Annotated in this window: 21 protein-coding genes; 9 read left to right on the forward strand and 12 right to left on the reverse strand. The window is 72.2% G+C overall.

The window, feature by feature from the left end:
* Nucleotides 1-100 precede the first annotated feature (100 nt).
* The 4 genes from BMY89_RS27115 to BMY89_RS27130 all read right to left on the reverse strand — a co-directional run bounded on the left by BMY89_RS27115 (nt 101) and on the right by BMY89_RS27130 (nt 5,690).
* Entirely contained in the window at nt 101-775 is a 675-nt protein-coding gene (locus BMY89_RS27115; protein ID WP_092383014.1) for an HAD family hydrolase, read from the reverse strand.
* Between the two features lie 161 nt (nt 776-936).
* On the reverse strand, nt 937-1,980 hold the full coding sequence (locus BMY89_RS27120; RefSeq protein ID WP_092382911.1) for an acetyltransferase: 1,044 nt from the start codon (nt 1,978-1,980) through the stop codon (nt 937-939).
* A 255-nt stretch (nt 1,981-2,235) separates the two neighbouring features.
* Nucleotides 2,236-2,808 (reverse strand): TetR/AcrR family transcriptional regulator, encoded by a 573-nt coding sequence (locus tag BMY89_RS27125; RefSeq protein ID WP_092382912.1) that lies wholly within the window; start codon nt 2,806-2,808, stop codon nt 2,236-2,238.
* A 185-nt stretch (nt 2,809-2,993) separates the two neighbouring features.
* The gene (locus BMY89_RS27130) at nt 2,994-5,690 is read right to left on the reverse strand and encodes an MGH1-like glycoside hydrolase domain-containing protein (protein ID WP_092382913.1); all 2,697 of its coding nucleotides are present in this window, start codon (nt 5,688-5,690) and stop codon (nt 2,994-2,996) included.
* 42 nt (nt 5,691-5,732) lie between these two features.
* Between BMY89_RS27130 and BMY89_RS27135 the strand changes: the two genes are divergently transcribed.
* The 4 genes from BMY89_RS27135 (at nt 5,733) to BMY89_RS27150 (ending at nt 11,541) form a co-directional block, all read left to right on the forward strand.
* Nucleotides 5,733-7,664 (forward strand): amylo-alpha-1,6-glucosidase, encoded by a 1,932-nt coding sequence (locus BMY89_RS27135; protein WP_092383016.1) that lies wholly within the window; start codon nt 5,733-5,735, stop codon nt 7,662-7,664.
* A 142-nt stretch (nt 7,665-7,806) separates the two neighbouring features.
* Entirely contained in the window at nt 7,807-9,138 is a 1,332-nt protein-coding gene (locus tag BMY89_RS27140) for a glycosyltransferase family 4 protein (RefSeq protein ID WP_092382914.1), read from the forward strand.
* Between the two features lie 61 nt (nt 9,139-9,199).
* Nucleotides 9,200-10,924 carry a serine/threonine-protein kinase gene (locus tag BMY89_RS27145; protein WP_232521571.1) on the forward strand — a complete coding sequence of 575 codons (1,725 nt, stop codon included), beginning with the start codon at nt 9,200-9,202 and terminating at the stop codon, nt 10,922-10,924.
* A gap of 35 nt (nt 10,925-10,959) precedes the next feature.
* Nucleotides 10,960-11,541 carry a DUF1707 SHOCT-like domain-containing protein gene (locus BMY89_RS27150; protein ID WP_170147792.1) on the forward strand — a complete coding sequence of 194 codons (582 nt, stop codon included), beginning with the start codon at nt 10,960-10,962 and terminating at the stop codon, nt 11,539-11,541.
* A gap of 14 nt (nt 11,542-11,555) precedes the next feature.
* Here BMY89_RS27150 and BMY89_RS27155 read toward each other — a convergent pair whose 3' ends face one another.
* Both BMY89_RS27155 and BMY89_RS27160 read right to left on the reverse strand, forming a co-directional pair.
* Nucleotides 11,556-12,965, reverse strand: coding sequence for a TolB-like translocation protein (locus BMY89_RS27155; protein WP_092382916.1), 1,410 nt, complete (start codon nt 12,963-12,965; stop codon nt 11,556-11,558).
* Complete coding sequence (locus BMY89_RS27160; RefSeq protein WP_092382917.1) at nt 12,962-13,465, reverse strand: SigE family RNA polymerase sigma factor; 504 nt, start codon at nt 13,463-13,465, stop codon at nt 12,962-12,964. The genes BMY89_RS27155 and BMY89_RS27160 overlap by 4 nt, the downstream gene beginning before the upstream one ends.
* Before the next feature lie 315 nt (nt 13,466-13,780).
* On the opposite strand from BMY89_RS27160, the gene BMY89_RS27165 reads away from it, so the two are divergent.
* Entirely contained in the window at nt 13,781-14,590 is an 810-nt protein-coding gene (locus BMY89_RS27165; protein WP_092382918.1) for a metal-dependent hydrolase, read from the forward strand.
* Entirely contained in the window at nt 14,587-15,504 is a 918-nt protein-coding gene (locus BMY89_RS27170) for an amidohydrolase family protein (protein ID WP_092382919.1), read from the forward strand. Before BMY89_RS27165 ends, BMY89_RS27170 begins: the two co-directional genes overlap by 4 nt.
* Before the next feature lie 53 nt (nt 15,505-15,557).
* Here the strand turns inward: BMY89_RS27170 and BMY89_RS27175 are convergent, their stop codons facing one another.
* Nucleotides 15,558-16,151 carry a nucleotidyltransferase family protein gene (locus BMY89_RS27175; protein ID WP_092382920.1) on the reverse strand — a complete coding sequence of 198 codons (594 nt, stop codon included), beginning with the start codon at nt 16,149-16,151 and terminating at the stop codon, nt 15,558-15,560.
* Nucleotides 16,152-16,318: 167 nt separating this feature from the next.
* Between BMY89_RS27175 and BMY89_RS27180 the strand changes: the two genes are divergently transcribed.
* A complete protein-coding gene (locus tag BMY89_RS27180) occupies nt 16,319-17,047 on the forward strand; it encodes an alpha/beta fold hydrolase (protein WP_198414137.1) in 729 nt (242 codons plus the stop codon).
* A gap of 42 nt (nt 17,048-17,089) precedes the next feature.
* On the opposite strand, the gene BMY89_RS27185 is transcribed toward BMY89_RS27180, so the two are convergent.
* The 3 genes from BMY89_RS27185 to BMY89_RS27195 are packed head-to-tail and all read right to left on the reverse strand — an operon-like array spanning nt 17,090 to nt 19,660.
* Entirely contained in the window at nt 17,090-18,124 is a 1,035-nt protein-coding gene (locus tag BMY89_RS27185) for a hypothetical protein (protein ID WP_092382922.1), read from the reverse strand.
* Nucleotides 18,121-18,618: a SigE family RNA polymerase sigma factor gene (locus BMY89_RS27190; protein WP_092382923.1), complete on the reverse strand. Its 498-nt coding sequence runs from the start codon at nt 18,616-18,618 to the stop codon at nt 18,121-18,123. The genes BMY89_RS27185 and BMY89_RS27190 overlap by 4 nt, the downstream gene beginning before the upstream one ends.
* A 25-nt stretch (nt 18,619-18,643) precedes the next feature.
* Nucleotides 18,644-19,660 (reverse strand): XdhC family protein, encoded by a 1,017-nt coding sequence (locus BMY89_RS27195; protein ID WP_092382924.1) that lies wholly within the window; start codon nt 19,658-19,660, stop codon nt 18,644-18,646.
* 126 nt (nt 19,661-19,786) lie between these two features.
* Between BMY89_RS27195 and BMY89_RS27200 the strand changes: the two genes are divergently transcribed.
* Complete coding sequence (locus BMY89_RS27200; protein WP_092382925.1) at nt 19,787-20,317, forward strand: 2Fe-2S iron-sulfur cluster-binding protein; 531 nt, start codon at nt 19,787-19,789, stop codon at nt 20,315-20,317.
* The gene (locus BMY89_RS27205; RefSeq protein WP_092382926.1) at nt 20,314-21,297 is read left to right on the forward strand and encodes an FAD binding domain-containing protein; all 984 of its coding nucleotides are present in this window, start codon (nt 20,314-20,316) and stop codon (nt 21,295-21,297) included. The genes BMY89_RS27200 and BMY89_RS27205 overlap by 4 nt, the downstream gene beginning before the upstream one ends.
* 15 nt (nt 21,298-21,312) lie before the next feature.
* Here BMY89_RS27205 and BMY89_RS27210 read toward each other — a convergent pair whose 3' ends face one another.
* The gene (locus BMY89_RS27210; protein WP_092382927.1) at nt 21,313-22,416 is read right to left on the reverse strand and encodes a hypothetical protein; all 1,104 of its coding nucleotides are present in this window, start codon (nt 22,414-22,416) and stop codon (nt 21,313-21,315) included.
* 181 nt (nt 22,417-22,597) lie between these two features.
* On the reverse strand, nt 22,598-24,685 hold the full coding sequence (locus BMY89_RS27215; protein WP_092382928.1) for a xanthine dehydrogenase family protein molybdopterin-binding subunit: 2,088 nt from the start codon (nt 24,683-24,685) through the stop codon (nt 22,598-22,600).
* Nucleotides 24,686-24,787 lie beyond the last annotated feature (102 nt).

Here is a 24,787-nt window from a genome sequence, read left to right on the forward strand (position 1 = left end):
CCCGGCACGGACCATTGCCAGCAACGTCCAAAAGCGGCAGGCCGCCGTGACAACCGGCCGGTGCCAGCGCTGGTCCGGGCGCCCGCCTACGACCCGTCGCTCAGAAATGCCGCAGCAGGTCGGGGAAGGCGCTCAGGTGCAGCACACCGGCGTCCGCCGGATCCAACTCGTCGTGCTCCAGCACCCAGGTGTTGTCGTTCGGAATGAACACCGCGTTCCAGCCGGCCGCCCGGGCGGGCAGGATGTCCGAGCGTGGCGAGTTGCCGATCATCCAGGCCCGGGCCGGGTCCACGGCGTGCTCGCGTACCAGTTCTCGGTAGGTCTCGACGTTCTTCTCCGGCACGATGTGCGCGGCCTTGAAGTGGTGCAGCAGACCACAGGCGTCCAGCTTGCGCTGCTGCTCCTCGCGCTCGCCCTTGGTCAGCAGCAGCAGCTCGTGCCGGCCGGCCAACTCGTCCAAGGCGTCGGCCACCCCGGGCATCAGCTCGACCTGGTGGGTCACCAACGCGACCGCCAGTCCGTCGATCTCGCGTCGCTCCGCCTCCGTCGCCGGCCGCTGACGCAGCCGTTCCAGGCACTCCCGCAGGCTGCGCAGGAAGACCTTGCTGCCGTACCCGTGGGTGACGGCGTTGGCCCGCTCGATGTCGTCGAGGACGCCCCGCAGCTGCCCCCGGTCGAGGGTCGGATGGGCCAACCACTCCAGGAAGTCGTCGATCACCCGCTCGAAGACGACGTTGTTCTCCCAGAGCGTGTCGTCGGCGTCGAAGACCAGCATCCGACCCGGCTCGATGGCTGCCTCGCGCGTCACCTCGCGGACTCTAGGCGAACACCTGCGCGACGGGCGACCGGATAACCGGTGGCCAATCCTTGATCGTCTGCATTCCAGTGACTGTCGGACCGGCGTGTCGAGTCACTGGAATGCAGACGATCATCGGCTCAGGCCGGCGCGAAGAGCACCCTGGAGCGGACCCGCCGGAAGCCGGTCCGTTCCAGCTCCGCCACCACCGCCACGCGGTGCGCGTCCACGTCGGCGACCACCTCGTACGCCCCACCGGCGGCCAACGCCGCGACGACGTCGGCCAGCAGTTCACCCAGGACCAAGCCGCCCCGAGCCGCACCGCCGCGAGCTGGATCGTCCAGCAGGCCGAGGTAGGGGATCATCGGGTAGCAGGCGTCAGGCGCCGCCGCGGCGAGGCCGACCGGCTCGCCGCCCTCCAGCGCTACGCGCCAACTCTCGGCCGGCCCGCTCAGCCAGGCCAGCGGATCCCGGGCCAGCTCCACCCCGGCGACCGACCGAGCCGTCTCCGCACCGGTCAGCACCTCGGGCTCAGCGATGCGGGCCAACAGCGAGTTGATTTCCACTGAGTCGATGGCCGGCCGGAAGGTCAGCCGGCCGGAGGGAGTTGGCAGCGGCCCGCCCGTCCAGGTGAATCTCAACCGCTCACTCCGTTCGACCAGGCCAGCGAGCCGAGCCGCCGCCATCGGCACCTCGGCCACGGCCCGCACCTGCGGCTGCCGGCGCCAGTACGCCGGCAGCGCCGCGTAGTAGAGCTTCGGGCCGCCGAGCGCCTCATGGGCGGCGCTCAGCAGCGCCGCACCCACCTCCGCCGATGCACCGCACAGCCCGCCGCTGAGTCCCGGCGCGACGCCCACCGTCGGCACCCCGTCGCCCAGTGTCAGCACCCCGCCAGCCACCGTCGGCACCCCGCCGGCCACCGCGTCCGCGCCGACCGTTGACATCGGATCAAGCTCGAACCGTTCCAGCCAGGGGTCCCCGACGGAACCGGGTGGCAGCAGCCAGGCTGCCCGCCCGACGACCCGGCCGGCGAGCAGTGCGATCCAGGTGTGCTCGGGCCGGTAGCCGCCGCCGGCTATCCCGTCGGCGTAACTGACCTGGCGCAGTTGCGGCAGCGGGTCGGGCATCGAGTCGAACAGTTCCTCCTCGCCCGCGACGAGCGGGCGGACGACCAGATCGGCCATGGTTGATCCTCCGGGAAAGCGGCGCCCGGTTCAGATCCGCGTGGACGCCGGAACGCGGAGGGGGCGCAGAACATCGGACATCGTTCTGACCTCCTTCCGGCTCGACGGCGTGCTCGAGAAGCTACGCCACACCCCCACCCCCCGCAACACCCTTTAATCCCACCACCACCTCGCGATCTTGCAGTTGCGGTCGCCTCAAGGGTGCGCACAAGGGGTGAGCAGGCGACCGAAAGTGCAAGATCTACGAGGACGGGCTCAGCGGGGGTCGAAGAGGTGCGCGCCGAGCAGTTGGTCACGTTGCTCCTGCGCCTCGGGGCGCAGCCGGCCGCCCCGGGTGAGCATCACCATGCCGTGCAGCAGGCTCCAGCCCAGCTCGGCCAGGGTGTCGGCGTCGCGCCCGGCGGCCAGCGGGTTCAGCGCCGCGCGCAGTTCGCCGAAGGTCGCCGCGATCGTTGCGGGGACCTGCTCGGCACCGAGCGTCAACTCCGGCGTGTGGGCGAACATCGCGTCGTACACCTCGGGGTTGGCGTACGCGAAGTCCAGGTAGGCCGCCATCACCGCAGGCCACACCTCCGCGGGCCGACCGACCGCACCACGTGCGGCGGCCAGCGCGGCGGCCAGGTCGGCGAAGCCCCGCACCGCGACCGCGACCACCACCGCGCCCCGGTCGGCGAAGCGTTCGTAGAGTGCGCCGAGGTCGACGTCGGCGTGTTCGGCCAGCCGTCGGGTGGTCACCGCCGCCCACCCCTCGGCCTCGGCCAACTGCCAGGCGGTGGTGACGATCGCATCGCCACCCGGCTCTACGTCTCCGTGCTCAACTCCGGACACTCTGGCGAGCCTACCTGCGGTGAATCCCGCTGGGCGGCTGCGACGGAATGGCGACTCTCTCCACCAAGCCACGAACCGTTCTCCCCCACTCCCACCCCAAAGTTGATCATGAGGGTGGCGGCGCTCTCAGATCCTCAACGCCGCCAACCTCATGATCAACACGATCCGGGGTGGATGGAGACCGGTCAGCGGCGCAGGGTGAGGATGAGGTCGGCGACCAGGGCGGTCCAGCCGGTCTGGTGCCAGGCGCCCAGGCCGGCGCCGTTGTCGCCGTGGAAGTACTCGGGGAAGGCGATCAGGTCCCGCCAGTCGGGGTGGGTCTGGAACAGTTGTGCCGCACCGTAGATGGGGCGGCGGCCCCACCCGTCGCGGGTGAACAGCGCGATCAGCCGGGCGGAGAGGTCGTCGGCGATCTCGTCGAGGGTCTTCTTCACCCCGGACCGGGTCGGGTACTCCACCTGCAGGTCGTCGCCGAAGAACGCCGCATAGTCGCGCAGTGCGCTGATCAGCAGGAAGTTCGTCGGCATCCAGATCGGGCCGCGCCAGTTGGAGTTGCCACCGAACAGGCCGCTGGTCGACTCGGCGGGCTCGTAGCCGACGCAGAACTCCTGCCCGCCCAGGGTCACCGCGAACGGCTTGTCCAGGTGGGCGCGGGACAGCGTACGCAGCCCGTACTCGGAGAGGAACTCGTCGGTGTCCAGCATCCGGGCGAGCAACCGGACCACCTGCTCCGGGCCGCACATGGACAGCAGCCGCTGCTGCCGCCCGTCCGGGCCGAGCCGCCGAGCGCCGATCACCGAGGCGTACTCGGGTCGGTTGGTCAGGAACCAACGCAGCCGCGCGCCCAGTTCGGGCAGCCGGTGCAGGGTACGCGCGGTCAGCCGGGTCACCGCCGCCAGCGGCAGCAGCCCGACCACCGAACGCACCTTCAGCGGCACCTTCGTGCCGTCGGCCAGCCGCAGCACGTCGTAGAAGAACGCGTCCTCGTCGTCCCACAGCCCCTGGTCGTAGGCCGCCGCCGCGATGTAGGCGAAGTGTTCGAAGAACTTCGTCGCGGTGTCCACCCAGGTGCGGTCGTGCTCGGCCAGCACGATGGCGATGTCGAGCAGGTTGAGTGCGTACATCGCCATCCAGCCGGTGCCGTCGGACTGCTCCAGCACCCCGGCCACCGGCAACGCCGCCGAGCGGTCGAAGGGGCCGACGTTGTCCAGCCCCAGGAACCCGCCCTCGAAGACGTTGTTGCCGCCGGTGTCCTTACGGTTGACCCACCAGGTGAAGTTCATCAGCAGCTTGTGCATCATCCGGGCCAGGAAGTCGTGGTCCCGGCTGCCGTCGATCTCGAACACCTTCAGCGCCGCCCAGGCGTGTACGGGCGGGTTCACGTCGCCGAACGCCCACTCGTACGCGGGAATCTGGCCGTTGGGGTGCAGGTACCACTCGCGCAGCAGGAGCAGCAGCTGCTCCTTGGCGAAGCCCGGGTCGACCCGGGCGATGCTCACACAGTGGAAGGCCAGGTCCCACGCGGCGTACCACGGGTACTCCCACGGGTCCGGCATGGAGATCACGTCGAAGCTGGTCATGTGCCACCAGGCGCTGTTGCGCCCGTGCCGGCGCCCGGCCGGCGGCGTCGAACCCGGATCGCCCTCCAGCCACCGCTTGACGTCGAAGTGGTAGAACTGCTTGCCCCACATCAGCCCGGCGATGGCCTGCCGGGCGATCAATGCCTCGTCGGCGCTGGCCTTCGCCGGGATCACCCCGTCGAAGAACCGGTTGGCCTCGGCGCGCCGCGCCCACACCACCGCGTCGAAGCCGGCACCCAGCTCGGCGGGCGGCGGGTCACCGCCACCGGGCGGCGGGGCGGTACGGGTCAGCCGCAGCCGGATCCGCTGCTCGCCGCCGGCCGGCACGTCCAGCACGTAGTGCAGGGCACCCTTGGTGCCCTCCAGCGCCGGGTTGACCGTCTGCGCCCCGGACACCACGTGGTCGTTGATGCCGTCCTTCGGGTACGGCGTACGGCTCGGCAGCCCCCACAGCCGATCGGCGTTGGTGTCGTTGTCGCACAGCAGCGGCGTCGGGTCGCCGTCGCCTTCGAGCATGATCTGCCCCAGCACCCAGTGGTCGCCCACCAGCCGACGCCCCGCGCCGACGATCCGGGGCACCCGGTCGCCGCCGGGCAGGTTCCACGACCAGGTGTTGCGGAACCACAGGTGCGGCAGCACGTGCAGCCGCGCGGCCTCCTCGCCCCGGTTGGCCACGGTCACCACCACGCACAGGTCGCTCGGGCCGGCCTTGGCGTAGTCGACGGTCACCGCCCAGTACCGGTCGTCGTCGAAGACGCCGGTGTCGACCAGCTCGTACTCGGTGTCGTCCCGCCCGCGCAGGCCGTTGACCGCGACCAGTTCGTCGTACGGGAAGGCGGCGTGCGGGTAGTGGTAGCGCCACCGCATCCACGAGTGGGTGGGCGTGGAGTCCTCGTACCACCAGTACTCCTTGGCGTCCTCGCCGTGGTTGCCGCCGTCACCGCCGAGCCCGAACATCCGCTCCTTGATGATCGGATCGCGTCCGTTCCACAGCGCGAGGGCGAAGCAGAACGTCTGTCGGTCGTCACACACGCCCGCCATGCCGTCCTCGGACCAGCGGTAGGCTCGGGACCGCGCGTGGTCGTGAGGAAAGTAGTCCCACGCCGTGCCGTGCTCGCTGTAGTCCTCCCGTACCGTCCCCCACGCCCGCTCGGACAGATAGGGACCCCATGCGCGCCAGTCCTGCTCCCCGGCGTCGGCCTGGGCGAGCCGGATTCGCTCGGCGTCGGGGGCGGAGGGCGAGCCGTCAGTGATCACCTGACCATCTTCGACGCCGCCGGGGTACATCACCACAGCGGCCATTGTCGTCGTGTCGTGTTACACCTCGCCGCCGGTGGAGGAAAGTTGATCGAGATTAGCTTCGGTTCGCAGGTCTGCGGCGAGCTGACCAGCGCCGCCAGCCGTGAATGGCTGGTGCCCGACGGCCTCGGCGGGTACGCCATGGGCACGGTGGGCGGGCTGCGTACCCGTCGCTACCACGGACTGCTGGTGGTCCCGGGTGACACTCCGGCGTCCCGCAAGGTGGGACTGGTCAGTCTCGACCCGGCGGTGCTGCTGCCCTCCGGCGCCCGGGTACGCCTCGGCGCGCACGAGTGGGTCTCCGGCGACGTCGACCCGCGCGGCTTCGAGCTGCTGGAGCGTTTCGACCTGACCGACGGGCTGCCGCGCTGGCGGTGGCGCGTCGGCGACGTGGTCATCGAGCGGGAGGTGGCCACCCTGCACGGCCGGTCCTGCGTGGCGGTGGTGCACCGGCTGGTCAGTGGTGGCCCGGTCGAGCTGGAGTTGGCCGCCGCCTGCACCTGGCGCGACGCGCACGGCGAGCGGCGGGCCGACGGCCCGCCGCTGCGGATGGATCCGGTCGACGGCGGCGTGCTGGTCGAGGAGGCGTACCGGCTGTCCGGGCCCGGTTGGACGCCGCAGGGCCACTGGTGGCGGGGCGTGTACCACCGCGAGGAGGCGGCCCGCGGCCTGCACCCGGAGGAGGACCTGTGGTACGCGGGCCAGTTCCGCGACACCCTGCGCCACCCCGGCGACACGGTCTCGGTGCTGGCCTGGGCCGGAGACCTGAACCAGGAAGCGCCGCCGGGGCCGCAGGTGGTCAGCGCGGCACGGCAACGCAACCGGCAGGTGGTCGCGGCGGCCAGGCCGGCCGACACGGTCGAGGCGACCCTCACGCTGGCCGCCGACGCGTTCGTGGTGCGGACCGCCACCGGGCCGGACGTGGTCGCCGGCTACCCGTGGTTCGGCGCCTGGTCGCGGGACACGATGATCTCCTACGAGGGGCTGTTGCTGCGCACCGGCCGCGCCGACCTGGGCCGGGAGCTGCTGCGCTCGTACGCGGCGACGCTGTCGGAGGGGATGCTGGCCAACACCGCGGACACCGGCCGGGTCGAGTACAACACCGTCGACGGCACGCTGTGGTTCCTGCACGCGGTAAGCCGGCACGTCACCGTCACCGGCGACACCGATCTCGGCGACGAGCTGCTGCCGGCACTGCGCTCGGTGATCGACGCCCACCTGGCCGGCACCCGCTACGGCATCGCCGTCGACCCGGCCGACGGGCTGCTCACCCAGGGCGCTCCCGGCGCGGCCCTGACCTGGATGGACGCCCGGGTGTACGGGGTGCCGGTCACCCCCCGGCACGGCAAGCCGGTCGAGGTCAACGCACTGTGGATCAACGGCGTGGCCGGCGTCGCCGAGCTGGCCGAACTGGCCGGGCAGGACGCCGACGGGCTGCACCGGCTGCACGAGCGGGCGGTCAAGTCCTTCCGGGACCGCTTCCCCACTCCGGCCGGTTGGCTGCACGACGTCATCGACGCGCCCGCGCCGGTGTATCCGCTGGGCGGCGCCGCATACCACGACGACGACCTGCTGCGCCCCAACCAGCTGCTGGCCTGGTCGCTGCCGTTCGCGCCGCTGCAACCGGACCCACGGGCGGTCAGCCGCGTCGGCGCCGGGCTGCTCACCCCGCTCGGCCCGCGCAGCCTCTCCCCCGAGTGTCCCGGCTTCACCGGCCGGCACCGGGGCGGGCCGGCCGAGCGGGACACCGCCTACCACCAGGGCACCGTCTGGCCATGGCTGATCGGCCCGTACGCCGATGCCGCCCGCCGGGCGGGGCTGCCGGTCGACACGCTGTGCACCGGTCTGGAGGCGCACCTGACCGAGTACGGCCTCGGCTCGGTCAGCGAGACCGCCGACGGCGCGGCCCCGCACACCGCGACGGGTTGCCCGTTCCAGGCGTGGTCGGTCGCGGAGCTGCTGCGCGCCCGCCGGTAGCGCTTTACACCACCGCAACGGGTACGTCTCCGCTGGTTATCCAGCCGCGGCCAGGATTGGTCCCGATCCACACCGCGACGCGATCGCCGCCCGCCGGGGGGCCGGCTGCCGGGCGCGCGGAGACAACTCAAAGGGGGCGCGTATGTCACCGAACGCCGACGTGATCGACATCAACCCCGCACGTGCACAGCGGGTGCTGATCCTGTCCTGGGAGTACCCGCCCGTCCTCGTCGGCGGTCTCGGCCGCCACGTGCACGCCCTCTCGGTCGCGCTGGCCGCCGCCGGCCACCAGGTCACCGTCGTCACCCGCCATGCCGACGGCGCGCCGCTGGAGGAGCACCTCGACGGGGTACGGGTGCTGCGCGCCGCCGAGGACCCGGTCACCTTTCCACTGGCCACCGGCTCGCTGCTGGCCTGGACGATGGCGTTCAACCACACCCTGACCCGAGCCGCCCTGCGGGCCGCCGACACCGGCGAGTACGACGTGGTCCACGCCCACGACTGGCTGGTCGCGCACACCGCGATCACCCTTGCCGAGCACCTGGACCTGCCGCTGGTGACCACCATGCACGCCACCGAGGCCGGCCGGCACCAGGGTTGGCTGCCCGAGGAGATGAACCGCACCATCCACGGTGTCGAACACTGGCTCAGCAACGCGTCCACCCGCCTCATCGCCTGCTCCGGGTACATGCGGGAGCAGGTGACCACCCTGTTCGAGACGCCCGAGTCCCGCATCGACGTGGTGCCCAACGGCGTCAACGACCGGGCGTGGCGGGCCCGTCCCCGGGCCGTCGCCTCGGCCCGCGCCCGGTTCGCCGGCAACGGACCGCTGATCGGCTACGCCGGCCGGCTGGTCTACGAGAAGGGGGTGCAGCACCTGGTGGACGCCGTGCCGCACCTGCGCGGGCGGCATCCCGGCCTGCGGGTGCTGATCGCCGGTGACGGCCCCTACCGGGGCGAGCTGGAGGACCGGATCCAGCAGCTCGGCATCGGCGGCGCAGTGCGCTTCGCCGGGTTTCTCGACAACACCCAGCTGCCGGCGGTGCTCGGCGCCACCGACGCGACCGTCGTACCGAGCCTCTACGAGCCCTTCGGCATGGTGGCCCTGGAGGCAGCGGCGGCCGGTGCGCCCCTGGCCGTGTCCCGTACCGGCGGGCTGGCCGAGATCGTCGAGCCGGGCGTCACCGGCGTCACCTTCCCGCACAGCGACCCCCCGGCCCTGGCCGACGCCGTCGGGCAACTCCTCGGCGACGAGGTCTTCGCCCGTCGGGTCGCCCGGCAGGCCCGCAGCATGGTCGGGCAGCGGTACGGCTGGGCGACCATCGCCGCCCGCACCGCCGAGACGTACACCGCCGCCCGCCGTGAACATGGCCCGTTGCAGTTGCGGCGCGGCGCCGTCGAGGTGCCGCCGCGTCGGCAGACGATAACCATCCCGGACGGCAACCTTCTCGCGGTCGGCGGCGCCGCCTGCTGATCGATAGGTGATCCCCGATCCGCTGGCTAAGGTGTACGCCGGACGGCGGATTGGGGAGAACGTGCGAGCGGTGATCGCCGGCCGGTACCGGCTGCTCGAGCTGGTCGGCAGCGGCGGGATGGGTACGGTCTGGCGGGCCGACGACGAGTTGCTGCACCGCACGGTGGCGGTCAAACAGGTGGTGCTGCCGGCCTCGCTCGGTGGCGACGAGTTGGACCAACTGCTCGCCCGTACCCTGCGCGAGGCCCGCACCGCCGCCCGGCTCAGTCACCCCAACGTGGTCCGCGTCTACGACGTGGTCTCCGACGCCGGCACCCCGTGGATCGTGATGGAGTACGTCCCCTCCCGCACCCTCCAGGACGTCCTCGACGACGACGGTCCGCTGCCACCGCGCGACGCCGCCCGCATCGGCTTGGCCCTGCTGGACGCGCTGCGGGCGGCGCACCACGCCGGGGTGCTGCACCGCGACGTCAAGCCGGCGAACGTCCTCGTCGCCGACGACGGCCGGGTGCTGCTCACCGACTTCGGGCTGGCCGTCTTCGACGGCGGCGACCAGACGATGACCGGCCCCGGCACCATCCTGGGCTCACCGCAGTACGTCGCACCGGAACGCGCCGCCGAGGGCGTGTCCAGCGTGCCGGCCGATCTGTGGTCGCTGGGCGCGACCCTGCACGCCGCGGTCGAGGGCCGCGCACCGTACGCCCGCAGCACCGCGATGGCCACGCTCAGCGCACTTGCCTCCGCGCCGCCGGACCCCGCGCCGCACGCCGGGCCGCTGTCGGCGGCGCTGGCCGGGCTGCTTCGCCGCGACCCGGCGCACCGCACCGACCACACCGAGACCCGCCGACGGCTGCTCGCCGCCGACCGGGCCGAACCGCCGCGCGGCGACGACGACACCGGCCCGGCCCGCCATCCGGCCGGCCCCGGCGCGGCGACCCCGAGCGCGGTGGACGGCGATCCGGTGGGGACGCCGACCGGCGATCTGCCGGACCCGGTACCCGCCGGAGGGCCGGGCCCGGCACCGGAGACCGAGCGGGACCGCTCCGCCGTGGCCAGACCCTGGGCGCTGGCGGCGGTCGCCGTGCTGGTGGCGATGGCGGCCGGGATCGGCGCCGCGCTGACGGTGGTGGGCACCGGGGCGAGGCACACCGACCAGGAAGCGCCGAGCCTCGCGTCGAACGCACCGTTCGACGTGAATGCTCCCGGTCCGGGCGGGCGGCCACCGGACGGGGGGCGACCGCCCGGTCCGCCGCCCGGCGGTGTGGTCCCACCGCCGCTACCCTGCGTACGACCGTGGGTCGACGGTGATCCGGTGATCGGCGTGACCCCCGCCGCCGAGCGCTTCCGACCGCCCCCCGACTGGGCCTGGCACGCCGACACCGTCGGCTTCCGAGTGGCGGTACCGGCCGGTTGGCGGTACTCCCGCGACAACGACGTGGCCTGCTTCCAGGACCCGGCGACCGGGCGGGCCCTCAGCGTCGCCGGCCATACCGACGCCACCGCCGAGCCGGTCGCCCGCTTGCGAGCGGTACGCGACCGGGAGCTGGCCGCCGGCACCCTCCCCGGCTACCAGGAGTTCCGCCTCGGCCGGGTCGGCAACGCCACCGAGTGGGAATTCGGCTGGCTGACCCCGCACGGCGACCGGCTACGCGCCACCCAGATCGTGCCGGATCGGCCCGCGCGCAGCCGTACCTGGACGCTGGGCTGGATCACCCGCGAACGGGACTGGACGGCCGCGGCGAGCCAGTTGACCACGGTGCGGGAAAGCTTCCGACCTGCCCGCTGAGCCGTCTCCTCGCGGTGCACCGTTAGTCTCGGGTGGTGGAACCGGACCGGCACGACGACCAGCTGCGAGTATCCGACCGGGAGCGGGAGGAGGTCGTTGAGCTGCTCGGAAAGGCTACCGCCGAGGGCCGGCTCACCCTCGACGAGTACTCCGAGCGGGCCGGCGCGGCGCACGCCGCGCAGACCCGGGGCGAGCTGGCCCGGCTGACCACGGACCTGCCGGACGCCCCGGAACGGTCACCCGTACGTCACACTGGGGCCCTGGCTGCGGCACCAGAGAAGATGCTGGCCGTCTTCGGCGACGACGTACGCAAGGGCGCCTGGTCGGTACCGGAGTTGATCGAGGCCCGGGCCGTCTTCGGCGACTGCCGGATCGAGCTGCACGAGACCCACCTGCCCGGTCCGGCGACCAGGATCGATGCGGAGGCGATCTTCGGCAACGTCACGGTCGTCGTGCCGGAGGGCACCGACGTACGGCTCACCGGCACCGCGGTCTTCGGCAACAAGAAGTCCAAGTTGACCGGGCCGGTCCTGCCCGGTGCCCCGCTGGTCGAGGTGCACTGCCGCGCGATCTTCGGTGACGTCACCGTCCGGCCGCCACGCAAACGCTGGTGGTGACGGCGTCCGGGTAGTCAACCGCTGCGTTCCGCCGTGGCGCGGGCCCGTCGGACCCGACGGTCGTCGAGCCACAACGCCAGGTTCTCCCGGCACCGGTAGACGGCGATCCCGGCCCACACCACGACGGTCAGCGTGGTCCAGAACCAGAACCGGCCCCCCACCCCGCCCGGTGGGCTCGCCTGCCGGGTGCGGCCGGAACGGATCACCTCGTCGGCGACGTCGACGGCGAGCACCTCCGCCGGAGCGGTCAGCACCGTACGCGGCCCGGTCGCTCCCGGCATCAGGGCCAGCACCTGGACACCCCCCACGTTGCCGTACGCCGTGCGCTGGTCCATCTCCAGCGGCTGGTCGAACCGGTCCTGCGCCACCGGTCCCGGTTCGTACGCCACCACCAGCGCCGACCCGTCCGGGCCCCAACCGAGCAACCTGATCGCGGTCGTCCCGGAGACGGTGGGCAGGTCCAGCGGGCCGGCGTCGCGCCCGGTGGCCGGGTCGAGCCGCCGCAGGCTCCAGTCGGTGTTGTCGGCCCGACGGGTGGTCACGGTCAGCCACCGGCCGTCGGCACTCCACGCGCCCTTGCCGGCCAGCCAGGAGTCGGCGGGAAGGAGGAGCGACGACAGCGCTGTGCCGTCCGGCTTGGAGACCGTCACCGACCGTCCCACCTGGAAGGCGATCCGGTCCCCCGCCGCCGTGAAGGCGACGGGCGAGCCGAAGATCGCCTGGAGCCCGCCCTCGGCCAGCCGGGTCCACCGTTCTCCGTCGAGCGTCACGACGCCGAGCACCGCGCGGTGGCCCGCCCTCGGTGGGTCGGTGGGGGCGATGTACCGGACGACCAGTTGACGGCCGTCCGGCGACCAGGCGGCGGGCTCGATCGACGTGCTGGCTGCGGGCCCGCCGTTCAGCTGCCGGGTGCGGCCGGTGGCCAGGTCCACGATGTCGACCCGGGGGCGCTCGTGGCTGCCGGCCGGCCGGGCGACGTACCGGCCGTCCGGCGAGAGCAGGACGACCTCGCCGGCCGGCGCCTCGTACCCCATCGGCATGATCCGGTACCGGTCGGAGTCGGCACCGACCACACCGACCCGGTTGGCGTCGTTCCAGCCCTTCAGCCGCCCGGCCACCCCGCTGAACAGCACGGCGGCCGGGCCGAGGAGCGGCCGGTCGGTGACGTGCAGGGTGCCGATCGGTGGCAGGGCGACCCGGTCCGGCAACGCGGCAGGAGAGCCGGCCGCCGGTTCGAGGGCCGGGGTGCGCACCAGTGGAAGCGTCATCGTGGTGAGCGCGACCAGCGCCACGGCCGCCGCCGTCGCCGCGAGCCGGTGCCGATGGCGGGACCGGCGGGCGGTGGCCAGCGCCCGCTCGTACACCGGATAGGCGGGTGCGTCGTCCGCGACGGCCTGTAGCGCCTCGCGCAGTCGGGCGGTCATCGTGCGCTCCTCTCCACCGGGACGTCGACCAGTTCGGGGGCGATCTCGCGCAGCCGGCGCAACGCGTCGTGGCCGTGCCGCTTGACCGTGCCGACCGAGCAGCCCAGCACCTGGGCCACCTGCGCCTCGGTCAGGTCCTCGTAGAACCGCAGCACGAGGACGGTCCGCTGGCGCGGGGTGAGCCGGCGCAACGCGGTGGCGAGGCTGAGCCGCAGCACGGTTGCCTCGGCGGTGTCGGTGGCGGCCCGCTCCGGCGGCTGCGACTGGAGCCGCTCGGTGATCCGGCGGCGGCGCCACCACGAGATCTGCTGGTGGTACATCACCCGCCGCACGTACGCCTCGGGGTCGCCGTCGGAGATCCGCCGCCAGTGCCGGTAGGTGCGCGCCAGCGCGGCCTGCAACAGATCCTCGGCGAGCTGGTGGTCGCCGGTCAGCAGGTACGCGGTGCGCGACAGCCGCGGCGAGCGGTGCACCACGAACTCGCGGAACGTCTCCGCCATGCTCACCCCCTCGCCGACAACAACACCCGTCCGGCTGCGGATGGTTGAGACGCCGGCGTTGCCGGCTTCCGGTCCCTGCCGGTCGGTCCGGCAGCCCGGCCCGGGCGGCAGATTGGCCGCGTGGCCGTCTCATGGCCGACAGAGCGCGTCGGGCAACGGCGGCGCACCGCCATACTCGCTGGTGATCGGCCTGGTTGGCGGAGCGTGCTCCGGCATCGTCCCATGTGGACCGTTGGGGTGATCCCCCTGCGGCGCGGCAGCGAACTACAGTGGCGTAGTTTTGGCGCTCAAGATCCCTGGGGAGGGCGAGCCGAGATGATGGGACCGTCGCACGCGCTGTCCGGCGCGGCGGTATGGCTGAGCGGGTCCTGGGCGCTGCAGCACTTCTACGACTACGAGCAGTCGCCGCTGGCGTTGGCCGTCGGCACCGCCGTCTGTTCAGGTGCCGCACTGCTGCCCGACCTCGACCTGTCCGGCAAGGTGACCCGCAACCGGGGCGGCGCGACCGTGGCCCGCACGTTCGGTGTCTTCTCGCTGTTCGTCGCCGAGGTGGTGGAGAAGATCTCGCTGGGCGTCTACTACGCCACCAAGCTCAGCCGCGACCCGAGACGGAACAACGGCCACCGGACGCTGACCCACACCATCCCGTTCACCGTGCTGGTCGGCTGGGGCACCACCACGCTCTGCGCCTCGTACGGCAAGTGGGCGGTGATCGGCATCCTGTTCTTCATGATCGGCCTTGCCCTGCGCGGCCTGTTCGACAAGTGGGCCGAGCGGGCCGGCTGGCTCATCGTCACCCTGGTCTCGGCCGGCGCGGCCAGCTTCACCGCCGCCAACCTGCCCGGCGACCGCGGTTACCCGATGATCGGCCTGGCGGTCGGGGTCGGCTCCTTCGTACACATCATCGGCGACATGATCACCCGAGCCGGCGTACCGATCCTCTGGCCGATCCCGATCAAACGGCGGATGTGGACGCCGATCAGCCTGCCCGACAGGATCGCGCTGCGCGCCGGAGGCAAGACCGAGATCGTCTTCGTCCGTACCGCGCTGACCGTCGTCTCGGTGCTGGCCACGCTGGGACTGGTCGCCCCCTCCGTGTTGCAGAAGTTCAACCTCGACATATGACCGTCACCGACGTCGACCCGGCAATCGTGGCGGCCGACGACTCGGTGCCGCGATTCTGGCAGGGACTCGGCCTGCCCGGGCTGGCCGACGTGCACGTGCACTTCCTGCCGCCGCGACTACGCCGCCGGGTGTGGGAGTACTTCGAGTCGGCCGGGCCGCTGGTAGGGCTGGAGTGGCCGGTCCGATACCGGTGGAGCGACGAGGACCGGGTCGCGCACCTGCGCCGGCTCGGGGTCCGGGCGTTCAGCGCGCTCGCGTACGCCCACCGGCCCGGCATGGCCGAGGAGCTGAACCGCTGGACGCTGGACTTCGCCCGCGCCACCGGCGGCTGCCTGCCCTCGGCGACGTTCTTCCCGGAGCCGTCGGCGCCGCGCTACGTCGCCGAGGCGATCGACGGCGGCACCCGGGTCTTCAAGGTGCACCTCCAGGTGGGTGGCTTCGCCCCGACCGATCCGGCGCTGGACGAGGTGTGGGGCCTGCTCGCCGACGCCGGGGTGCCGGTGGTGGCGCACGCCGGGCACGCACCGGTCGGCACCGCCCACACCGGACCGGACCCGTTCGCCGCGCTGCTGGCCCGGCACCCGCGACTGCCCGCCATCGTCGCCCACCTGGGCGCGCCGGACTACCCGGCCTTCCTGGACCTCGCCGAGCGGTACGAGCGGGTGCGACTGGACACCACCATGGCGTTCACTCCGTTCTTCGACCAGTTCATGCCCTTCCCGGCCGACGAGTCGCCCCGGCTGCGTGAGCTGGGGCTGGCCGGCAAGGTGCTGCTGGGCAGCGACTTCCCGAACATCCCGTACCCGTACGCGGATCAACTGGCCGGTCTGGCCCGGCTCGACCTCGGCGACGACTGGCTGCGCGCGGTCTGCTGGCAGAGCGCCGCCGACCTGTTCGACCTCTCCGCGGACTGACCGAACCGGCCGCCTGCCCTGACCCGTTCCCGCTCTGCTGCGGGGCGGGGCGGTCAGACGCCGACGCGCTGTTCGGGCACGGACAGGCCGTAGAGGGCCATCAGCTCGGGTGTGTCCACGCGGCTGCCGTCGGCGACCGAGTCGCAGGCGATGTCGACGATGTGGTCCTTGTGCGCCAGCAGGTACGGCCGGGCACCGACGTCGGCGCTGGCCAGGGTGGCGATGCCCGGCCAGTGCCGGCGGCCGAAGAGCATCGGGTAGCCGCGCAGCCCGTTGTAGGTGGCGCAGACGAGCACGTCCGGGAAGGGCAGCGCGGCGACCCGGCGGACCGCCTCGGCGGTGAGGCCCGGCATGTCGACCGGCAGCACCACCGCCGCCTCGACCCGATCGTCGTCGATTCCGGCGAGACCGGCCCGGATGGACGAGCCGACGCCGGTACCCCAGGCGCGGTTGACCACCACCGTGGCCCGGCTCAGGTCGGCGGTCTCGCGTACCTGGTCGGCCGCGGCTCCCAGGACGACCACGATCTGTCCGCAGCCTGCCTCCGTCAGCGTGTCGATCATCTGGTCGACCAGGGGTTTGCCGCCCTGGTGCAGCAGGGCTTCCGGGCCGCCGATGCGGCGACCACCCCCCGCAGCGATGATCATTCCTGCGATCCGGTTCAGAGCTGCGCTCCCTCCAGAGTGGGACCGGCCGGGACCGCGTGGCCCCGGCCGTCCTGTCCTACGCACATCGTCTGCAACGATCCCGGACCGAGGAGAGTGGCGGGGCATTTGGTGTAAATTGGATAACTCGACATCTGGAGGGCTGACCCGTGAGCGATGCGACAGCAGCCGACCCCGCTCGCAACGTGGTCATGGTCCACGGCGCCTACGCCGACGGGTCGTCCTGGTCCGATGTGATCTCCATCCTGCAACGCTCCGGGCTGAACGCCACCGCCGTGCAGAACCCCCTGACCTCCCTGGCCGACGACGTGGCCGCCACCCACCGCGCCCTCGACCAACAGGACGGGCCGACGGTGCTGGCCGGCCATTCCTGGGCCGGCACGGTGATCAGCCAGGTCGGCGACCATCCGAAGGTCTCCGCCCTGGTCTACGTTGCCGCCCGCGCGCCCGACGTCGGCGAGGACTACAGCGCACTCGCCGCCCGGTTCCCAACCCCACCGGCGAACGCCGGACTCGTGCACCACGACGGCCACGCCCAGCTCAGCGAAGAGTCCTTCCTGAGCGACTTCGCCGGTGGCGTCGACGAGGCCCGGGCGCGGGCGCTCTACGCGGTGCAGGGGCCGATCGCCGCCGATCTTTTCGATTCCCGCACGACCATTGCCGCGTGGCGCGACAAGCCCTGCTACTACTCCGTCTCCACCCAGGACCGCACCACCGCGCCGGAGCTCGAGCGGTTCCTGGCCGCACGGATGGGCGCGACCACGATCGAGGTCGAGTCGTCGCACCTCGCGATGGTCACCCATCCGGAGGCCATAGCCGACCTCATCCTGATGGCCGCCCGGGGTGTCCGCGGCCCACTGCCCCACGGCCCCCGGTAGCGGTCGACCACGTCACGCCATGCTGTCGGCAGCGTCGACCGATCAGTCCGGCTGGTCCACCGTGTTAGGGATGAGCAGGACCCGCCACTCGCCGGTGAAGTGCTCGGGTACGACCTCGACGGTCACCTGCTCGCCCGGGTTCAGGTCCAGACCGAAGTCCTCCTTCCACCCCAGATCGCGGTCGCCCTGGAGGCCGACGCCGACGGGCTCGTAGTCCCACCACTCGGTGGTGGTGATCTCGACATCGTCGATCCGCACCCGTAGCCGCCCGGGCGTCTGGGTGACCAGGTCGATGTGGCTGAGCGTGCGCCAGGACAGCGTCTGGCTGATGGTCCGGGTCGGGTCGGCCGGGTCCGAGCGTAGGGTGACGACATACGGGCACAGTGCACCCACACACTCGGTCTGTTCGTCGAGCGAGGGCAGTGGCCCCGGCGGCCGGGCCGGCAACGGGTACTCGTCGAACGGGACCCGCTCGCCGACGGCAAGCCCGAACATGCCATGCTCCGGAACCACGGTCGGCGGGTTCTGCTCTGCCGCGGCGTCGCGAGCGCCGGTGATCGTCATGGTGAAGGTGACCGGCTTACCGACCTTCACGCCCAGTTCGGCCCAGTCCTCCGGCCCCTGTTGGCCGACGCAGCCACCCGTACCGAAGACGCGGCCGTCGACGCCGATCGCCGAGTCCAGCAGGATGCCGTCGTCGATGCCGTCGCAGCGGTGGAAGAGGACGAGGTCGAGAGTGGTCGGCACGACCGTCACCTCGACGCGACGCTCCGGCAGGACGGCCACCGCCTCTCCGGTCACCCTCGTCCCCTTGAAGTACTCCGGGAATCCCTCGATCAGGCCGGTGGGCGACGGACTGACCGCCGGCGTGGGCGCGACATCCCGCCGAGACGCGGGCACGGCGACGGCGACGGCGACCAGCACCAGCGCGACCGTGCTGGTCAAGGCCATGATCCGCAGCCGGCGCCGCGCGGCCACCTTGGCGCGTACGCCATGCAGGCGCAGGTGGTGGACGGTCAGCTCGGTCGAGTCGGCGGAGCGCTCGTCGAGGACCTGCCTGAGGTCGCTGAGGTTCATCGCGGCGTCCCTTCCGGCGCGAGCGTCTCGTCGAGTCGCAGCTTGGCCAGCGCCCGGCTCGCCTGGCTCTTGACCGTGCCGATCGAGCAGCCGAGGGCACCGGCGATCTCGGCCTCCGACAGGTCCTCGAAGTACCGCAGCACCAGCACGGCCCGCTGCCGGCGGGGCAGCCGACCCAGCGCCCGCCAGAGCCGGTCCCGGTCGTCGAAGCCCAGGTGCGGGTCCTGCGCGGTGGCCGCCTCGGGCAGGTCGGCGGTGGGCAGTTCGCCGCGCCACCTCCGCCGCCACCACGAGGCGTACGCGTTGACGATGATCCGCCGCACGTACGGCTCGGGGTCGCCCTCGATGCGCCGCCACGACTCCCAGGCCCGCGCCAGCGCGGTCTGCAGCAGGTCCTCGGCCAGCGCCCAGTCCCGGGTCAGCAGAAAGGCGGTACGCAGCAGCCGCGGTGATCGGCTGGCGACGAAGTCGTCGAACCCGACTGGTGTGTCCACGTAGCCGCCTTCCCCGCCCCATCGGTCACGAGGTAATACCGACCGCGCCCCGGGAAAGGTTGCCCGACGCGGCCCCGGCGGTGCCCCGGATCGCTCCGTACGCGTCGCGCAGCCGGCCGCCGCCGCGCCGGTTGCCGACCGCCACCACCTCGGCGAGCATGGACAGCGCCGTCTCGGCGAGCGAGGCGGCACCCAGGTCCAGGCCGGCGGGGCCACTGAGCCGGTCGAGGCCGGGCAGGCCCGCCAGCCGGTCCAGCCGCCGGGCGTGGGTCTCCCGGCTGCCCAGCGCGCCCACATAGCCGGCCGCCCCGGCGAGCGCGGCCCGGATCGCCCGGTCGTCGATCCGCGGGTCGTGGGTCACCACCAGCACCGCGTCGCGGGTGCTCAGCGGTGCGGCGGCCAGCCACTCCTCCGGCCACCCGCAGATCACGTCGTCGGCCGCCGGCACCCGCTCCCGCTGGGCGTACGCGGGTCGCGGGTCGACCACCACCACCCGGTGACCCATCGACACCGCCAGCGCGGCCAGCGCGGCGGCCAGGTCCGTGGCGCCCACCAGCAGCAGCAGGGGACCGGGGTGCAACTCCTCGACGAAGTGTTCCCCGCTGCCCGGCAGCCCGTCCCGGCTCGCCGCCGTCGACCAACGGAACGGATCCCGCAGTTCGACCCCGAGCGTGAGTGGGCGACGGGTGGCCAGCGCCGCGCCGATGGCCGCGTACACACCGCCGGCGGGCACCGGGCAGATCAGCACGCCCAGCTCGCCGGCGCAGACCGGGGCGGGCTCCCAGGGCATCAGGTCCGCTCCGGGGCTGATCACGGTGAGGTGGGGGCGGGCTCCGTCGAGCACCTCGCGGGCCTCGGCGAGCAGGGTTGCCTCCACGCAGCCGCCCGAGACCGAGCCCGTCCAGCCGCCGTCCGAGGCCACCGCCATGGTGGCGCCCAGTGGTCGCGAGCCCGGGCCGGCGCGGCGCACCAACCGGGCCAGCACGACCCGCTGGCCGGCGCGGCGCCGCTGCTCGACGAACGGCCACACCTCCGCCAACATGTGCCGCACCTCCAGCCGCGAACCACTTGCGTACCTTTTTATATATTTTATTGGACTTGGGGATGGTAATCCGGTCAATGGCGATAGCTTGGTCCGCGACCCACGATCACCCGAGGGCGGGACATCATGGATACCGAGATCACGCTTCGCGTCGACGGCGCCGACCACCGACTCACCGTCGACACCCGGACCACGCTGCTCGACGCGCTCCGCGAACGGCTGGGCAACACAAGCCCCAAGAAGGGCTGCGACCACGGCCAGTGCGGCGCCTGCACGGTGCTGCTGGACGGACGGCGCGCCAACAGCTGCCTCGCGCTTGCGGTGGCGCACGACGGCGCCGAGATCGTCACCGCCGACGGACTCGCGGTCGACGGTCAGCTGCATCCCGTACAACGCAGCTTCATCGAGCACGACGCCTTCCAGTGTGGCTACTGCACCCCCGGACAGATCGTCTCCGCCGTCGCCCTGCTCGACGAGGCGGCGGCGGGCTGGCCGAGCGCGGTCACCTTCGACCGGCCCGACGGCGCGCCGGACACCGGTCCGATCGACGTGGCCGGCGAACCCGACGAGATCCAGGAACGGATGAGCGGCAACCTGTGCCGCTGTGCCGCGTACGCCAACATGGTGCCCGCGATCCAGGAGGTGGCCCGCTCATGAGGCCGTTCCGCTACGAGCGCGCCACCGACCCGGCCGGCGCGGTCGCGCTGCTGGCCCGCTCCCCGCAGGCGGCGTTCCTCGGCGGCGGCACCAACCTGGTCGACCTGATGAAGCTCGACGTGGCCCGCCCCGACCTGCTGGTGGACCTCCGTGGGGTGACCTCCCGGACGATCGAGGAACTGCCCGACGGCGGGGTACGCGTCGGCGCCGGAGTCTCCAACAGCGACCTGGCCGCCGACCCGCTGATCCGTCGCCGTTGTCCGGTGGTGGCCCAGGCCGTGCTGGGCGGCGCCTCCACCCAACTGCGCAACCTGGCCACCGTCGGCGGCAACCTGCTGCAACGCACCCGTTGCGGCTACTTCCAGGACGTCAGCACCGCCTGCAACAAGCGGGAGCCCGGCACCGGCTGTTCCGCGATCGAGGGACACAACCGGGATCTGGCCGTCCTCGGCTCCTCGCCGGACTGCATCGCCACCCACCCGTCGGACCTGGCCGTCGCGCTGGTCGCGGTGGATGCCGCCGTGCGGACCGTCGGCCCGGACGGCAGCCGGGTCATCCCGCTCACCGAGCTGCACCGTCTGCCCGGATCCGACCCGCAACACGACAACGTGCTGGCCCACGGAGAACTGATCACCGCCGTGGACCTGCCGCCGCTACCGTTCGCCGCGAACTCCCGCTACCGCAAGATCCGCGACCGGGCGTCGTACGCGTTCGCCCTGGTCTCGGTGGCCGCCGCGGTCGACCTGGTCGACGGGCAGGTACGCGACGTGCGGATCGCGCTCGGCGGCGTGGCGCACAAGCCCTGGCGGGCCACCCGGGCCGAGGATCTGCTGCGCGGCGGTCCGCTCACCGAGCAGCGGCTGCGCCGGGCGGCGGAGGCGGAGCTCGTCGACGCCCGACCGCAGTCGGACAACGCCTTCAAGGTCCCGCTGGCCCGCAACGCCATCGTCCGCACCCTGCTGGACCTGGCCGGCGAGTGACCCAGACAGACCTGGCTATGTGTCGCGGCGGGTGGCGAGGCGTAGTCGACGTTTTACGCCGCCGGCCGCCCTGGCCCGCAGGCGGGACAGGACCTCCTCGGGCTGCCGGTCCGCCCGCCGGTCGAGGGACTCGGCGTGGCCAAGCATGCCGACGATCGTCTCGACCGCCACCCGGAGCAGCTGCCCGTCGTCGAGCTCGTCGGGGCTGGTGGTCTGTCTCATCGTGGTGGGCCGCAGCTCGTCGAGATCCCCGACGACCTGGCACGGGTAGTCCTGGAGCTCCTTGATCTGCTGCTCCGCGAGGTCTCGCACCCACTCGGCCCGGTCCAGGCCGACACCGAACTTCAGCTCGTTGCCGCGCTCCTTGAGCACCGCGTCGACCAGATGTCGGTGCACGACCTTCTGGTAGGGCGTCCGGAGCGGATAACTGTCGCCCAGGGCGAGGTTGACGCGACGGAGCAGTTCGATCTCGGCGGCGCCGAGCGACGGATTCGAGGTGGGCTCCGCCAGCTCACACAGGCCGTCGGGAATCCCCATGATCTGGGCGAAGCGCCGCCACAGCAGGTGTCGTGGGGCGCCGGCGGGAGGCACCGTCACCAGGTAACGCCGCTCCGCCGGGACCAGGTCGCCCCACCGGCGCAGCATGTGGGGTGCCGTGTGCCTACTCCAGAACACGTCGGCCTTGCCCTGTTCCACGGCGCGCATGAACGCGCCGAAGCGCCAACCGCTACGGGCCCGGATGCTCTGTTGCCAGAACGACGGGAAGGTACGCCACAGGTCCCGTCCCGCCGCGATGACGTGTACCTCGGCGGGTTGCAGGCTCTCCACCGCCCGGGCGGCCTGCGCGTCGTCCGCCGCACCGAGCCCTTCGTTACTGATGATCACGTCGCCGGGCCACTTGCGGGCCTTCGCCGCCAGCCGGTCCCACGTCCAGTAGACGTCGGCGTCCCGCCAGGACGCCGCACGCAGGTCGGCCATGGCCTGGTCCTGAGCCACCGCGCTGCCCGGCAACAGAAAGCCGGCGTCATTCAATACGCTGTGGTTGTTCCAGAGGACGTTCTGCACATAGGTGCTTCCCGTCTTCGGCGCGCCGATGTGCAAATAGACGCGTCTGGCCATGCCGCCTCCCAGGCACCGTCACCTTGTCGACCGAAGTGGTCAGGTATGCGGAGCACAGGGTGGCACACCACAGACGCGCGCCGAAACAGCGGGCGCTGGCAAATCTGCGAGGTAAATCCCGCGGCATCAAAGAATGTATCCGAATGGAATTCCAGATGAACATCGAGCCGTTGCCGACACGTCAGGAGTCAAGGAGCTTGTCCAGGGTGATGGGTAGTTCCCGAACCCGTACGCCGGTGGCGTGGTGCACCGCGTTGGCAATGGCCGCCGCCGCACCGACGATGCCGATCTCACCGGCGCCCTTGATCCCGAGCGGGTTGAGCTGACTGTCCTCATCGAGGACCCAGTGCGCCTGGACCGCCGGCACGTCGGCGTTGCTGCTGAAGTGATAGCTGGCCAGATCGTGGTTGACCCAGATGCCGTACCGGTGGTCGAACACACCCGCCTCGTGCAGCGCCATCGACAGTCCCATGGTCATCCCGCCGATGAGCTGACTGCGCAGGGTGGCCGGGTTCACCACCCGGCCGACGGCGAAGACGCCGAGTTGACGCAGCACCCGGAGCTCGCCGGTCTCGGAGTCCACCCGCACCTCGGCGAAGTGCGCCCCGTGCGCGAAGCGCGGCAGCGTGCTCTGCGCCGCCACCTCCTCCTCGGTGTTCACCTCGACGAACAATCCCTCGGCCGGCACGCTGCCGCGCAGCTCGGCGATCCGGTCGCACAGCCGCTCGCAGGCGCGCACCACCGCCCAGCTCCACGAGGCCAGGCCCATCGATCCGCCGGCCACGTTCGCCGGTGGCAGGGCGCTGTCGGCCACCTCGATCCGTACCCGCTCCGGCAGTGCGCCGAGCGCGTCGGCGGCCACCTGCCACAGCGCGGTACGCGCGCCGGTGCCGATGTCGGTCGCGTTGATGCGTACCTCGAAGGTGCCGTCCGCCGACGCGGCGGCAGACGCGGCGGCCGGCCGGGCTCGGGTCGGATAGGTGCAGGCGGCCATCCCGGTGCCGAGCAGCCACCGGCCCGCACGCCGGGCCCGTGGGGTCTGGTCCCGCCCCGCCCAGCCGAACCGCCGGGCGCCGTCGGTGAGGCAGGCGGCCAGGTTGCGGCTGGTGAACGGCTGCCCGCTGTCGGGGTCGACGGGGGTGTCGTTGCGTAGCCGCAGCTCGACCGGGTCGATCCGGCACGCCAGCGCCAACTCGTCCAGGGCGGACTCCAGCGCGAACGAGCCCGGGGCGAACCCGGGTGCCCGCATCCAGAACGGCGTGGGTACGTCGAGCCGGGCCAGCCGATGTGTCGAGCGCAGGTTCGCGGTGGCGTACATGTGGCGGGTGTAGACCGCCGTCTGCTCCGCGAACTCCGTCATCGTCGAGGTCTGGCTGATCGCGTCGTGCCCGACCGCCACGAGTCGCCCGTCCCGGCCGGCACCGAGCCGGACCCGCTGGATGGTCGGGGTGCGGTAGCCCACCGGCCCGAACATCTGCTGCCGGGTCAACGCCAGCCGCACCGGCCGGTCGACGTGCCGGGCGGCCAGCGCGGCGAGCACGGTCTGGACCTTGGTGTAGAGCTTGCCGCCGAAGGCCCCGCCGACATGCGGGTTGATGATCCGGATCACGTCCGGTGACAGCCCGAACAACCGGGCCAGCACCTCCTGCACCGGCGTGGACCCCTGGTTGGAGTCGTGCACCAGCAACCGCCCGTCCTGCCACTGTGCCGTCGAGGCGTGCGGCTCCATCGGGCTGTTGTGGTAGGCCGGCGTCCGGTAGGTCAGCTCCAGTCGGACCTCCGCGGCGGCGAACCCGGCGTCGAAGTCGCCGACGAGCACGTCCGTCGGGTAGCTCGGGTTCACGTGGTCGGGCTGGTACAACCCGGGATCCTGCGCGGACAGCTCGGTACGGTGTGGCTGCGCGTCGTAGTCGAGGCGTACCAGTCGGGCCGCCTCCCGCGCCGCCTCGATGCTCTCGGCGACCACGAGTGCGACCACCTGGCCACGGTAGTGGACGGTCGGCTCCTGCAGACGGAACAGCTCCGCGTCGACTCCGGTGGCCAGCCGGGGCGCGTTGCCGTGATGCAGCACCGCCAGCACCCCGTCGACCGCGAGCGCGGCCACGGTGTCCACCCGGGTGATCTCACCCCGCGCGATCGTCGCCTGCACCGCCTGGGCGTACGTGACGCCCTCCACCGGGTACTCCACCGCGTAACGCGCCGTCCCGGTCACCTTGTCGTGGCCCTCCAGGCGGGTGTGCGGCCGTCCCACCGCGGTGGCCCCGCTCATGGCCGCGTCCCGCCGACGACTGCCGGCCCCCGATCCCACATAGCCGAACAATAGGGGGCATTCACCCCGCGAAGGCAGCGATCCGAGTCATCTGGGCACGAC

Origin of the sequence: Micromonospora phaseoli (assembly GCF_900109115.1) — a bacterium.
GTDB classification, from domain to species: Bacteria; Actinomycetota; Actinomycetes; order Mycobacteriales; family Micromonosporaceae; genus Micromonospora; species Micromonospora phaseoli.

Coding starts and splice junctions, on each gene's coding strand:
- BMY89_RS27115 (WP_092383014.1), bottom strand. CDS start 775: ATGCTGGTCTTCGACGCCGACGACACGCTCTGGGAGAACAACGTCGTC.
- BMY89_RS27120 (WP_092382911.1), bottom strand. CDS start 1,980: ATGGCCGATCTGGTCGTCCGCCCGCTCGTCGCGGGCGAGGAGGAACTG.
- BMY89_RS27130 (WP_092382913.1), bottom strand. CDS start 5,690: ATGGCCGCTGTGGTGATGTACCCCGGCGGCGTCGAAGATGGTCAGGTG.
- BMY89_RS27140 (WP_092382914.1), top strand. CDS start 7,807: ATGTCACCGAACGCCGACGTGATCGACATCAACCCCGCACGTGCACAG.
- BMY89_RS27155 (WP_092382916.1), bottom strand. CDS start 12,965: ATGACCGCCCGACTGCGCGAGGCGCTACAGGCCGTCGCGGACGACGCA.
- BMY89_RS27160 (WP_092382917.1), bottom strand. CDS start 13,465: ATGGCGGAGACGTTCCGCGAGTTCGTGGTGCACCGCTCGCCGCGGCTG.
- BMY89_RS27165 (WP_092382918.1), top strand. CDS start 13,781: ATGATGGGACCGTCGCACGCGCTGTCCGGCGCGGCGGTATGGCTGAGC.
- BMY89_RS27170 (WP_092382919.1), top strand. CDS start 14,587: ATGACCGTCACCGACGTCGACCCGGCAATCGTGGCGGCCGACGACTCG.
- BMY89_RS27175 (WP_092382920.1), bottom strand. CDS start 16,151: ATGATCATCGCTGCGGGGGGTGGTCGCCGCATCGGCGGCCCGGAAGCC.
- BMY89_RS27185 (WP_092382922.1), bottom strand. CDS start 18,124: ATGAACCTCAGCGACCTCAGGCAGGTCCTCGACGAGCGCTCCGCCGAC.
- BMY89_RS27195 (WP_092382924.1), bottom strand. CDS start 19,660: ATGTTGGCGGAGGTGTGGCCGTTCGTCGAGCAGCGGCGCCGCGCCGGC.
- BMY89_RS27200 (WP_092382925.1), top strand. CDS start 19,787: ATGGATACCGAGATCACGCTTCGCGTCGACGGCGCCGACCACCGACTC.
- BMY89_RS27205 (WP_092382926.1), top strand. CDS start 20,314: ATGAGGCCGTTCCGCTACGAGCGCGCCACCGACCCGGCCGGCGCGGTC.
- BMY89_RS27210 (WP_092382927.1), bottom strand. CDS start 22,416: ATGGCCAGACGCGTCTATTTGCACATCGGCGCGCCGAAGACGGGAAGC.
- BMY89_RS27215 (WP_092382928.1), bottom strand. CDS start 24,685: ATGAGCGGGGCCACCGCGGTGGGACGGCCGCACACCCGCCTGGAGGGC.